Genomic DNA, 11,514 nt, shown 5'->3' with positions numbered 1-11,514 from the left:
CTATCGGTCGAATAGCCCTCGCGTAGTCGCCGGCCGGTGTCGCGGGAAGACCAGCACCGGCCGACGGCGGACCCACAGCAGACGCACCACTTGCACACTGCACGAAGGGGAAGCCATGACAGCGACGACCGACGGAAGCACCGGGGCCCTGCCGCCCCGCGCTGCCGCGGCCAGCGAAACCACCCTCACTCCCGTCGAGGCGGGGGTCCAGGACGCCGCCGTGCGCGCCGTGCGCCGGGCCACCGACTTCCTGCTGGCCCGGCAGGACGCCCAGGGCTGGTGGAAGGGCGACCTGGAGACCAACGTCACCATGGACGCCGAGGACCTGCTGCTGCGTCAGTTCCTGGGCATCCTCGACGAGTCGACCACCCGCGCCGCCGCCCTGTTCATCCGCGGCGAGCAGCGCGAGGACGGCACCTGGGCCACCTTCTACGGCGGACCGGGCGAACTCTCCACCACCATCGAGGCCTACGTCGCGCTGCGGCTGGCCGGGGACGCGCCCGACGAACCCCACATGGCGCGCGCGGCCCAGTGGATCCGCGGCCGGGGCGGCATCGCCTCCGCCCGGGTCTTCACCCGGATCTGGCTGGCCCTGTTCGGCTGGTGGAAGTGGGAGGACCTGCCCGAACTCCCGCCCGAGCTGATCTGGTTCCCCAGCTGGGTGCCGCTCAACATCTACGACTTCGGCTGCTGGGCCCGGCAGACCATCGTCCCGCTGACGATCGTCTCCGCCAAGCGGCCGGTGCGGCCCGCGCCCTTCCCGCTGGACGAGCTGCACACCGACCCCGCCCACCCCAACCCCGACCGGCCGCTCGCCCCGGCCGCGAGCTGGGACGGCGCCTTCCAGCGCCTGGACAGGGCGCTGCACCAGGTGCGCAAGGTCGTCCCGCGCAGGCTGCGCCGGGCCGCGATGCACACCGCCGCCCGCTGGATCATCGAGCGCCAGGAGAACGACGGCTGCTGGGGCGGCATCCAGCCCCCGGCGGTGTACTCGATCATCGCCCTGCACCTGATGGGCTACGACCTCCAGCACCCGGTGATCCGCGAGGGGCTGGCCTCGCTGGACCGTTTCGCCGTGTGGCGCGAGGACGGCGCCCGGATGATCGAGGCGTGCCAGTCCCCGGTCTGGGACACCTGCCTCGCCACCATCGCGCTCGCCGACGCAGGGCTGCCCGCCGACCATCCGCAACTGGTCAGGGCCGCCGACTGGATGCTCGGCGAGCAGATCGTGCGGCCCGGCGACTGGGCCGTCAAGCGGCCCGGACTGCCGCCCGGAGGCTGGGCGTTCGAGTTCCACAACGACAACTACCCCGACATCGACGACACCGCTGAGGTGGTCCTCGCACTGCGCCGGGTCAGACACCACGACCCGGAGCGGGTGGAGAAGGCGATCGGGCGCGGGGTGCGCTGGAACCTCGGCATGCAGTCCAGGAACGGCGCCTGGGGCGCCTTCGACGTGGACAACACCAGCCCCTTCCCGAACCGGCTGCCGTTCTGCGACTTCGGCGAGGTCATCGACCCGCCGTCGGCCGATGTCACCGCGCACGTGGTGGAGATGCTCGCCGTCGAGGGCCTCGCCCACGACCCGCGCACCCGGCGCGGCATCCAGTGGCTGCTGGCCGAACAGGAGCCGGACGGCTCGTGGTTCGGACGCTGGGGCGTCAACTACATCTACGGCACCGGCTCGGTGGTGCCCGCCCTGGCCGCCGCCGGCATCCCCGGCTCGCACCCGGCGATGCGCCGGGCCGTGGCCTGGCTGGAGTCGGTCCAGAACGACGACGGCGGCTGGGGCGAGGACCTGCGCTCCTACCGGGACGCCAAGGGCTGGAGCGGCCGGGGCGCCTCCACCGCCTCCCAGACCGCCTGGGCGCTGATGGCGCTGCTCGCGGCGGGGGAGCGGGACTCCAAGGCCGTCGAGCGCGGCGTGGAGTGGCTGGCCGCCACCCAGCGCGAGGACGGGTCCTGGGACGAGCCGTACTTCACCGGCACCGGCTTCCCCTGGGACTTCTCCATCAACTACCACCTCTACCGGCAGGTCTTCCCGCTCACGGCGCTCGGCCGGTATGTGCACGGGGACCCCTTCGCCGGGGCCGAGGGGGGCTGATGAGCACACCGCCCGCTCCGGCTCCGCTGCTGATCGCCTGCGCGCTCGGCATCGAGCGGCTCGCGCTGCGCACCGGCGGTCACGGCGAGCCCGGCGGGCCGGTCACCGTGGTCCGTACGGGCATGGGCCCCAAGGCGGCCGAACGGGCCGTCGAGCGGGCCCTGGCCGACCCGGCGCTCGCCGGGGCCGCGGTGATCGCCACCGGTTTCTGCGCGGGACTGGCACCCGGGATGCACCCCGGTGACCTGGTCGTCGCCGCGGAGACCCGGGACCCGCGCGGCACCACCGAGTGTGTGGGCACCGAACTGCTGGTGAAGGAACTCGGCCGGGCCGTCCCGGGACGCACCGTGCACACCGGGCCGGTCACCGGCTCCGATCACGTGGTCCGTGGTCAGGAACGGTCGGATCTGCTTTCGACCGGCGCAATCGCGGTCGACATGGAGTCGGCGGCGACGCTCCTGCGCGCCGCGCGCGCGGGCGAGCGCCCCGTTGCGGCCGTACGGGTGGTCGTGGACGCTCCAGAACATGAACTCGTCCGGATCGGCACCTTGCGCGGGGGAATATCGGCGTTCCGTGTGCTCAGGTCGGTCCTTCCCGCTTTCTACGAATGGCACCGTTCTTTGCTGCTCCCCAGGAGGTGAGCCAGATGGCCATGCCGCTGCGTCAGTCCATCAAGGTCGCTACTTACTTGGCTGAACAAAAGCTCCGCAAGCGTGACAAGTTCCCGCTGATCGTGGAGCTGGAACCGTTGTTCGCGTGCAATCTCAAGTGCGAGGGCTGCGGCAAGATCCAGCACCCGGCCGGGGTGCTGAAGCAGCGCATGCCGGTCGCCCAGGCCGTGGGCGCGGTGCTCGAATCCGGCGCGCCGATGGTGTCCATCGCCGGCGGCGAGCCTCTGATGCACCCTCAGATCGACGAGATCGTGCGCCAGTTGGTGGCCAAGCGGAAGTACGTCTTCCTGTGCACCAACGCCATGCTGCTGCGCAAGAAGATGGACAAGTTCAAACCCTCGCCCTATTTCGCCTTCGCCGTGCACATCGACGGACTGCGCGAGCGGCACGACGAGTCCGTGGCGAAGGAAGGCGTCTTCGACGAGGCGGTGGAGGCCATCAAGGAGGCCAAGCGGCGCGGCTTCCGGGTCACCACCAACTCCACCTTCTTCAACACCGACACCCCGCAGACCGTCATCGAGGTGCTCAACTTCCTCAACGACGACCTCAAGGTCGACGAGATGATGATCTCGCCCGCCTACGCCTACGAGAAGGCGCCCGACCAGGAGCACTTCCTGGGCGTCGAGCAGACCCGCGAGCTGTTCAAGAAGGCTTTCTCGGGCGGCAACCGGCGCCGCTGGCGGCTCAACCACTCCCCGCTCTTCCTGGACTTCCTGGAGGGCAAGGTCGACTTCCCGTGCACGGCCTGGGCGATCCCCAACTACTCCCTGTTCGGCTGGCAGCGCCCCTGCTACCTGATGAGCGACGGCTACGTGCCCACGTACCGCGAACTCATCGAGGACACCGACTGGGACAAGTACGGCCGCGGCAAGGACCCGCGCTGCGCCAACTGCATGGCGCACTGCGGCTACGAGCCCACCGCCGTCCTGGCCACCATGGGCTCCCTGAAGGAGTCCCTGCGGGCCATGCGCGAGACCGTCAACGGAAACCGGGAGTGACCCCATGACCGCCATCCCCTTGGGCGTACCCGAGGTACCGGTCCGGCCGATCGCCGAGCGGCGCGTGTCGCGGCGGATCGACGTCGGACCGGTGGCGGTCGGGGGCGGGGCCCCGGTGTCGGTGCAGTCGATGACGACGACCCGTACGTCGGACATCGGCGCCACCCTGCAGCAGATCGCCGAACTCACCGCGTCCGGCTGCCAGATCGTCCGCGTCGCCTGCCCCACGCAGGACGACGCGGACGCGCTGGCCACCATCGCCCGCAAGTCGCAGATCCCGGTGATCGCCGACATCCACTTCCAGCCCAAGTACGTGTTCGCGGCGATCGAGGCCGGCTGCGCCGCCGTACGCGTCAACCCCGGCAACATCAAGCAGTTCGACGACAAGGTCAAGGAGATCGCGCGCGCCGCGTCCGACCACGGCACGCCGATCCGGATCGGCGTCAACGCCGGTTCGCTGGACAGGCGGCTGCTGCAGAAGTACGGCAGGGCCACCCCCGAGGCCCTGGTGGAGAGCGCGCTGTGGGAGGCCTCGCTCTTCGAGGAGCACGGCTTCCGGGACATCAAGATCTCCGTGAAGCACAACGACCCCGTGGTGATGGTCGCCGCCTACCAGCAGCTCGCCGAGAGCTGCGACTACCCGCTGCACCTCGGCGTCACCGAGGCGGGCCCGGCCTTCCAGGGGACGATCAAGTCGGCCGTCGCCTTCGGGGCGCTGCTCAGCCGCGGCATCGGCGACACCATCCGGGTGTCGCTGTCCGCGCCGCCCGCGGAGGAGGTCAAGGTCGGCTGCCAGATCCTGGAGTCGCTCGGGCTGCGGCAGCGGCGTCTGGAGATCGTCTCCTGCCCGTCCTGCGGGCGCGCCCAGGTCGACGTCTACAAGCTGGCGGACGAGGTCACGGCGGGCCTTCAGGGCATGGAAGTGCCGCTGCGGGTGGCCGTCATGGGGTGTGTGGTCAACGGTCCCGGCGAGGCCCGGGAGGCGGATCTGGGGGTCGCCTCCGGCAACGGCAAGGGGCAGATCTTCGTCAAGGGCGAGGTCATCAAGACCGTGCCCGAGTCGAGGATCGTGGAGACCCTCATCGAGGAAGCGATGAAGATCGCCGAACAGATGGAGCAGGACGGCGTCGAGTCGGGGGAGCCGGCCGTCACCGTGAGTTGAGCAGCACGGACCGAAGGGGGCCCGACGTGACGATTCTGGAGAACATCCGGGGACCACGCGATCTGAAGGCGCTGGCCGAGGCGGAGCTGAGGGAACTGTCCGACGAGATCAGGGAGTTCCTGGTGCACGCGGTCGCACGGACCGGCGGGCATCTCGGGCCCAATCTGGGGGTGGTGGAACTGACCATCGCCCTCCACCGGGTCTTCGAGTCGCCGGTCGACCGCATCGTGTGGGACACCGGCCATCAGAGCTATGTGCACAAACTGCTGACAGGACGTCAGGACTTCTCCAAGCTGCGCGGCAAGGGCGGCCTGTCCGGCTACCCCTCGCGCGAGGAGTCCGAGCACGACATCGTCGAGAACAGCCACGCCTCCACCGCGCTCGGCTGGGCCGACGGACTCGCCAAGGCCCGCCAGGTGCAGGGCGAGAAGGGGCATGTCGTCGCGGTCATCGGCGACGGCGCCCTCACCGGCGGCATGGCCTGGGAGGCGCTGAACAACATCGCCGCCGCCAAGGACCGGCCGCTGATCATCGTCGTCAACGACAACGAGCGCTCCTACGCGCCCACCATCGGCGGCCTCGCCAACCACCTCGCCACCCTGCGCACCACCGACAGCTACGAGCAGGTCCTGGCCTGGGGCAAGGACGTCCTCCAGCGCACCCCGGTGATCGGCAACACCCTCTACGAGGCCCTGCACGGCGCCAAGAAGGGCTTCAAGGACGCCTTCGCCCCGCAGGGCCTCTTCGAGGACCTGGGCCTGAAGTACGTCGGCCCCATCGACGGCCACGACATTGGCGCCGTGGAGTCCGCGCTGCGCCGCGCCAAACGCTTCCACGGACCCGTACTGATCCACTGCCTCACCGAGAAGGGCCGCGGCTACGAACCCGCCCTCGCCCACGAGGAGGACCACTTCCACACCGTCGGCGTGATGGACCCGCTCACCTGCGAGCCCCTCGCCCCGTCCAACGGCCCTTCCTGGACCTCGGTGTTCGGCGAGGAGATCGTGAGGATCGGCGAGGAGCGCGAGGACGTCGTCGCCATCACCGCGGCCATGCTGCACCCTGTCGGCCTCGGCAAGTTCGCCGCCCGCTTCCCGGACCGGGTCTGGGACGTCGGCATCGCCGAGCAGCACGCGGCGGTCTCCGCGGCGGGCCTGGCCACCGGCGGCGTCCACCCGGTCGTCGCCGTGTACGCCACCTTCCTCAACCGGGCCTTCGACCAGCTCCTGATGGACGTCGCCCTGCACCGCTGCGGTGTCACCTTCGTGCTGGACCGGGCCGGCATCACCGGCACCGACGGCGCCTCCCACAACGGCATGTGGGACATGTCGGTCCTCCAGGTCGTCCCCGGCCTCAGGATCGCCGCGCCGCGCGACGCCGACCAACTGCGCGCCCAGCTCAGGGAGGCCGTCGCGGTGGACGACGCGCCCACCCTGGTGCGCTTCCCGAAGGAGACCGTCGGCCCCGAGATCCCGGCCCTGGACCGGATCGGCGGCATGGACGTACTGCGCCGTGACCCCGACCCGGAGGTGCTGCTGGTCGCCGTCGGCGTGATGGCGCCGGTCTGCCTCCAGGCCGCCGAACTCCTCCAGGCCCGGGGGATCAACTGCACGGTCGTCGACCCGCGTTGGGTCAAGCCCGTCGACCCCGAGCTGCCCGGCCTCGCCGCCCGGCACCGGCTGGTGGCCGTCGTCGAGGACAACAGCCGTGCCGCCGGAGTGGGTGCCGCCGTCGCACTCGCCCTCGGTGACGCCGATGTCGATGTTCCGGTGCGGCGCTTCGGCATCCCCGAGCAGTTCCTCGCGCACGCCAAGCGCAGCGAGGTACTGGCCGACATCGGCCTGACGCCCGTGGAGGTCGCGGGCCGGATCAGCGCGAGCCTGGCCGTCCAGGAGCCAGTCAAGGAGACAGCGGAATGACCACGGAGTTCGACCTCGGCGCGCTGCTGGCCGCGCGCGGAGCCGAGCGCTACGAGCTGCACGGCAAGTACCTCAACCACCAGCTCCCGCGCATGCTGCACACCATCGGCTTCGACAAGGTCTACGAGCGCGCCGAGGGCGCCTACTTCTACGACGCCGAGGGCGCCGACTACCTGGACATGCTCGCGGGGTTCGGGGTGATGGGGCTCGGCCGCCACCACCCCGTGGTCCGCCGGGCCCTGCACGACGTCCTGGACCTCTCCCTCGCCGACCTCACCCGGTTCGACTGCCAGCCGCTGCCCGGACTGCTCGCCGAGAAGCTGCTCGCGCACAGCCCGCACCTGGACCGGGTGTTCTTCGGCAACAGCGGCACCGAGGCCGTCGAGACGGCCCTGAAATTCGCGCGCCGCGCCACCGGCAGGCCCAGGGTCCTGTACTGCGAGCACGCCTTCCACGGCCTGACCACGGGCTCCCTGTCCGTCAACGGCGAGGACGGCTTCCGGGACGGCTTCGCCCCGCTGCTGCCGGACACCGCCGTACCGCTCGGCGATCTCGACGCCCTGGCGCGGGAGTTGAAGAAGGGCGACGTAGCCGCCCTGATCGTCGAGCCCATCCAGGGAAAGGGCGTGCACGAGGCGCCGCCCGGCTATCTGCGGGCCGCGCAGGAACTGCTGCACAAGCACAAGGCGCTGCTCATCGCCGACGAGGTGCAGACCGGGCTCGGCCGCACCGGGGACTTCTACGCCTACCAGCACGAGGACGGCGTGGAGCCGGACCTGGTGTGCGTGGCCAAGGCCCTGTCCGGCGGATACGTCCCGGTCGGCGCCACGCTCGGCAAGGACTGGATCTTCAAGAAGGTCTACTCGTCCATGGACCGCGTCCTGGTCCACTCGGCGAGCTTCGGCTCCAACGCCCAGGCCATGGCGGCCGGGCTCGCGGTGCTGACCGTCATGGAGAACGAGCAGATCGTCGCGAACGCCCGCGCGACGGGTCAGCTGCTGAAGACGCGGCTCGCCGCCCTCACCGACAAGTACGAGCTGCTCGCCGACGTGCGCGGGCGGGGCCTGATGATCGGCATCGAGTTCGGCCGGCCCTCCTCGCTGAAGCTGCGCAGCCGGTGGACCATGCTCCAGGCCGCCCGCAAGGGCCTGTTCGCGCAGATGGTCGTGGTCCCGCTGCTCCAGCGGCACCGGATCCTCACCCAGGTCTCCGGCGACCACCTGGAGGTGATCAAGCTGATCCCGCCGCTGATCATCGGCGAGCGGGAGGTGGAGCGGTTCGTGGACGCGTTCACCGAGGTGATGGACGACGCGCACAGCGGGGGCGGGCTGATGTGGGACTTCGGCAAGACGCTGGTGAAGCAGGCGGTGGCGAACCGCTGACCGGCAGGACTGAAGGGTTTTGCCTCTGAGGCAAGAAATTTGCCGCAGAGGCAAATATCCTGCTGAATGGAGAGCATGAGCTCTCCCGAGACCGGGCCGCCCGACGACCTGTCCGCGGTGGCGCCGCGGCTGCGTGATCTCCGGCGCCGGGCCGCCCTCACGCTGGAGGCCGCGGCAGCGTCCGCCGGACTGTCACCGGCCCACCTCTCCCGGCTGGAGACCGGACACCGCCAGCCCTCGCTGCCGATGCTGCTGGCACTCGCTCGCATCTACGGTACGACGGTCTCCGAACTGCTCGGCGAGACGGTCGCCGACCGGGACGCCGTCGTCCGCGGCGCCGAGATGGAACCGACGGCCGCCGGAGGGTGGACGTACCGCCAGGCCGGCGCCCCCGGCCGCGGTATGCAGGCCCTGCGCCTGCACGTCCCCCACGGCTCCCAGGGCGACATCGTGCGGGTGCACCCCGGCGAGGAGTGGCTCTACGTCCTCACCGGCCGCCTCCGCCTGCGCCTGGGCGACACCACGCACCGCCTGGCCCCGGGGGACAGCGCCCACTTCGACTCCCTGACCCCGCACCGGATCGCCGCGCAGGACCCGGACGGGGTGGAGCTGCTCTTCGTCCACACCTTGCTGCAGAGCCCCACGTCCGCCCTGTGCCTGGGCGGCCCCGCTCCCTCACACCACGGAGACATGCCATGACCGACATGGAGGAGAAGTTCCCCCGCGCCCTGTGGGTGCGGCTGATCATCTACATCGCGGTGGGGCATGTCTTCGCGGCGTTCATCTACCTGCTCTTCGAGCTGGGCGCCAAGCAGTAGCGGCCGCGACCGGCGCCCGGCTCAGTCGAGGAGCCGGTCGCGCAGGCGCTCGCGGACGGCGGGGGTGACCCGCAGGGCCTGCTCCAGGTAGGGGTCCACCCCGCCCCAGGTCTCCTCGATCGTGTCGAAGGCCGCCGTCAGGTACTCGGCGCGGGCGTCGAACAGGGGGCTGAGGAGCTCCATCACCTCGGGGGTGTAGCTGTTGTTGCGCTTCACCTTGTAGCGGCGGTGCTTGGCGTTGGACTCCAGGTAGTCGGCGAGGATCGCGTCCCGCTCCACGCCCAGGGCGAGCAGGGTCACCGCGATCGACAGGCCCGCGCGGTCCTTGCCCGCCGCGCAGTGCATCAGGGCCGGGACGCTGTCCTCGGCGAGAGCCAGCAGCACCTGGGAGTGCTCGGCGGTGCGCTCCTTGATGATCATGCGGTACGAATCGATCATGCGGTTCGCGGCCTTGCCGTCCGCCAGGATCTCCCGCAGCTGCTCGATGTCGCCGTCGCGCACCATCTTCCAGAACTCGGCGCCGTCCGCCGGGTCGGACAGCGGCAGGTTCACATTGCGCACCCCGGTCAGCTCGACGTCGGGGCCCTCCAGCTTCTGGTCCGCCGCGTTGCGGAAGTCGAAGATCGTGTGCAGACCGAGGGAGCCGAGGAACGCCGCGTCCTGTTCGGTCGCGTGCGCGAGATGCCCACTGCGGAACAGCACGCCCTGTCGTACCCGGCGTCCGTCCACGGTCGGCAGTCCGCCCACATCGCGGAAGTTGCGAACTCCGGCCAGCTCCGGCTCGGTCGACGGGACCTGCTGCGTCACTTGGGCTCCTCCCACCGGTTCCGCCGGCTCGTGTCGTCGGCGGGCACGCCTTGACGATACGACATCGGTACCGGCGACAGGGGGAAGGTGGCAAAACGGACGAACAGCTCTGATATCGGTCTCATTCCGTCCCTGTCCGAATTAGAACCTTAATTGCTCTTCAGTGGCCTTGAGTGCACTTCATTCCAACTCGCTCTGGAATAAAGGAGTCTGGAGCAGTGTCACGTGAGGAGCGTCATATCCGTGACGGTGAGTCGTCCGTCATGTCCACGTAATTCATGCGCTTTTCAAGGGCATTTGCCGGAGCCGATCATCAGCTAATGCACGGAAAGTGACCGCGAATTCCGGCTGGGGATCAAGAGGAATGGCTTCGGGTGGAACCTTCTGCTTGTCCCTTTGCGTCTTGGTCGCTTACGTTCGCCACCAATCCGAGCGGACGCCGAATCCTGCCGCCGCTCGTGATCCCGCACACTCACCCGTGCACGGCAGGAGCGGGGGACCCACAGGCACCACCGCCTGGTCCGGTCTCCGGAACAGGCTTGGGGTCAAGTCGCGCCCAGCGCGCGGCCGGACATCTCCAGTCCGCACCCGACAGCTCACCTCGTAGGCGCCGGAGAGGAATTCGCCATGCCCGCGAAGGGTAAGCACCGCCGTCCCAAGACACTGCGTCTCACCCGTGGAATCGCCGCCGCCGGAACCGGTGGCGCCGCACTCGCCCTCCCGCTCCTGGGCGCCACCGGCGCCCACGCGGCACCGTCGCAGTCCGTTCCGGAAAAGGCCGTTCAGTCGGTGCAGTCGACGAAGTCGGTCGACAAGAAGGAAACGGCGAAGAAGTCCGCGAAGAAGTCGGCGACGAAGATCTACACCGTGCGGTCCGGGGACTACCTCTCGAAGATCGCGGACGAGCAGGACGTCCGGGGCGGCTGGCAGAAGCTGTACCAGGACAACCGCGAGGCCGTCGGCGACGACCCGTCGCTGATCCACCCGGGCCTGAAGCTGTCGATCAACAAGAAGGCCGCCTCGACGGACCGCGCCGAGAAGTCGGTCTCCCGGTCCGCCACGCGGTCCGCCGCGAAGCCGGCGGCGCCCGCGAAGCCCTCGGCTCCCGCGCAGTCCTCCGCGCCGCAGGCCGCGCCCACCACCGCGCAGGCCGCCCCGGCCGCCGCCACCGGCTTCAGCGCCCCGGTCGCCGGCGCCGGCGTCGGTACCGGCTACAAGGTCGCGGGCAGCATGTGGTCCAGCGGCTACCACACCGGCGCCGACTTCGTCGTCCCGTCCGGCACCCCGCTGAAGGCCGTCGGCGCGGGCACCGTCGTCTCGGCCGGCTGGGCAGGCGCCTACGGCAACCAGGTCGTCATCCGGCTCGCCGACGGCCACTACGCCCAGTACGCCCACCTGTCCTCGCTGTCCGTCTCCAGCGGCCAGTCGGTGACGGCGGGCCAGCAGGTCGGCCTGTCCGGCTCCACCGGCAACTCCACCGGCCCGCACCTGCACTTCGAGATCCGCACCACGCCGAACTACGGCTCCGACGTGGACCCGATCGCCTACCTCCGCGCCAAGGGCGTCTCCATCGGCTGACGGACCGCCCGCCGCACGGCACCCTCCCTGACACGCCGCCGAAGGCCGGACCCATGATCCCCGGGTCCGGCCTTC

Annotated in this window: 10 protein-coding genes and 1 riboswitch; of the genes, 9 read left to right on the top strand and 1 reads right to left on the bottom strand. The window is 70.2% G+C overall.

What is annotated here, in order from left to right; genetic code table 11:
* Positions 1 to 115: 115 nt before the first annotated feature.
* The 8 genes from shc to GA0115233_RS00440 all read left to right on the top strand — a co-directional run bounded on the left by shc (position 116) and on the right by GA0115233_RS00440 (position 9,054).
* Positions 116 to 2,104, top strand: coding sequence for a squalene--hopene cyclase (gene shc, locus GA0115233_RS00475; RefSeq protein ID WP_093717985.1), 1,989 nt, complete (start codon positions 116 to 118; stop codon positions 2,102 to 2,104).
* Positions 2,104 to 2,745, top strand: coding sequence for a phosphorylase family protein (locus GA0115233_RS00470; protein ID WP_093717984.1), 642 nt, complete (start codon positions 2,104 to 2,106; stop codon positions 2,743 to 2,745). Before shc ends, GA0115233_RS00470 begins: the two co-directional genes overlap by 1 nt.
* A 5-nt stretch (positions 2,746 to 2,750) precedes the next feature.
* On the top strand, positions 2,751 to 3,773 hold the full coding sequence (hpnH, locus tag GA0115233_RS00465) for an adenosyl-hopene transferase HpnH (protein ID WP_093717983.1): 1,023 nt from the start codon (positions 2,751 to 2,753) through the stop codon (positions 3,771 to 3,773).
* A gap of 4 nt (positions 3,774 to 3,777) precedes the next feature.
* Positions 3,778 to 4,935 (top strand): flavodoxin-dependent (E)-4-hydroxy-3-methylbut-2-enyl-diphosphate synthase, encoded by a 1,158-nt coding sequence (gene ispG / locus GA0115233_RS00460; protein WP_093717982.1) that lies wholly within the window; start codon positions 3,778 to 3,780, stop codon positions 4,933 to 4,935.
* 26 nt (positions 4,936 to 4,961) lie between these two features.
* Positions 4,962 to 6,854 (top strand): 1-deoxy-D-xylulose-5-phosphate synthase, encoded by a 1,893-nt coding sequence (dxs, locus tag GA0115233_RS00455; protein ID WP_093717981.1) that lies wholly within the window; start codon positions 4,962 to 4,964, stop codon positions 6,852 to 6,854.
* Positions 6,851 to 8,236 carry an aspartate aminotransferase family protein gene (locus GA0115233_RS00450; RefSeq protein WP_093717980.1) on the top strand — a complete coding sequence of 462 codons (1,386 nt, stop codon included), beginning with the start codon at positions 6,851 to 6,853 and terminating at the stop codon, positions 8,234 to 8,236. Before dxs ends, GA0115233_RS00450 begins: the two co-directional genes overlap by 4 nt.
* 75 nt (positions 8,237 to 8,311) lie before the next feature.
* Positions 8,312 to 8,935: a helix-turn-helix domain-containing protein gene (locus tag GA0115233_RS00445; protein WP_093717979.1), complete on the top strand. Its 624-nt coding sequence runs from the start codon at positions 8,312 to 8,314 to the stop codon at positions 8,933 to 8,935.
* The gene (locus GA0115233_RS00440; RefSeq protein WP_093717978.1) at positions 8,932 to 9,054 is read left to right on the top strand and encodes a DUF6126 family protein; all 123 of its coding nucleotides are present in this window, start codon (positions 8,932 to 8,934) and stop codon (positions 9,052 to 9,054) included. The genes GA0115233_RS00445 and GA0115233_RS00440 overlap by 4 nt, the downstream gene beginning before the upstream one ends.
* Before the next feature lie 21 nt (positions 9,055 to 9,075).
* On the opposite strand, the gene GA0115233_RS00435 is transcribed toward GA0115233_RS00440, so the two are convergent.
* A complete protein-coding gene (locus GA0115233_RS00435) occupies positions 9,076 to 9,861 on the bottom strand; it encodes a tyrosine-protein phosphatase (protein ID WP_093717977.1) in 786 nt (261 codons plus the stop codon).
* Between the two features lie 427 nt (positions 9,862 to 10,288).
* A riboswitch (cyclic di-AMP (ydaO/yuaA leader) is annotated at positions 10,289 to 10,484 on the top strand.
* Between the two features lie 4 nt (positions 10,485 to 10,488).
* Between GA0115233_RS00435 and GA0115233_RS00430 the strand changes: the two genes are divergently transcribed.
* Positions 10,489 to 11,439 carry a LysM peptidoglycan-binding domain-containing M23 family metallopeptidase gene (locus GA0115233_RS00430; RefSeq protein ID WP_093717976.1) on the top strand — a complete coding sequence of 317 codons (951 nt, stop codon included), beginning with the start codon at positions 10,489 to 10,491 and terminating at the stop codon, positions 11,437 to 11,439.
* Positions 11,440 to 11,514 lie beyond the last annotated feature (75 nt).

The sequence above is a fragment of the Streptomyces sp. DI166 genome, from assembly GCF_900091315.1.
Taxonomy (GTDB): domain Bacteria; phylum Actinomycetota; class Actinomycetes; order Streptomycetales; family Streptomycetaceae; genus Streptomyces; species Streptomyces fuscus.
The sequence above is the reverse complement of the archived record's forward strand: the minus strand, read 5'-3'. Positions and strand labels throughout refer to the sequence as shown.

What these genes read in the sequence shown, in the direction of transcription:
- shc (WP_093717985.1), top strand. Translation starts at nt 116, where the DNA reads ATGACAGCGACGACCGACGGAAGCACCGGGGCCCTGCCGCCCCGCGCT.
- GA0115233_RS00470 (WP_093717984.1), top strand. Translation starts at nt 2,104, where the DNA reads ATGAGCACACCGCCCGCTCCGGCTCCGCTGCTGATCGCCTGCGCGCTC.
- hpnH (WP_093717983.1), top strand. Translation starts at nt 2,751, where the DNA reads ATGGCCATGCCGCTGCGTCAGTCCATCAAGGTCGCTACTTACTTGGCT.
- ispG (WP_093717982.1), top strand. Translation starts at nt 3,778, where the DNA reads ATGACCGCCATCCCCTTGGGCGTACCCGAGGTACCGGTCCGGCCGATC.
- GA0115233_RS00450 (WP_093717980.1), top strand. Translation starts at nt 6,851, where the DNA reads ATGACCACGGAGTTCGACCTCGGCGCGCTGCTGGCCGCGCGCGGAGCC.
- GA0115233_RS00445 (WP_093717979.1), top strand. Translation starts at nt 8,312, where the DNA reads ATGAGCTCTCCCGAGACCGGGCCGCCCGACGACCTGTCCGCGGTGGCG.
- GA0115233_RS00440 (WP_093717978.1), top strand. Translation starts at nt 8,932, where the DNA reads ATGACCGACATGGAGGAGAAGTTCCCCCGCGCCCTGTGGGTGCGGCTG.
- GA0115233_RS00430 (WP_093717976.1), top strand. Translation starts at nt 10,489, where the DNA reads ATGCCCGCGAAGGGTAAGCACCGCCGTCCCAAGACACTGCGTCTCACC.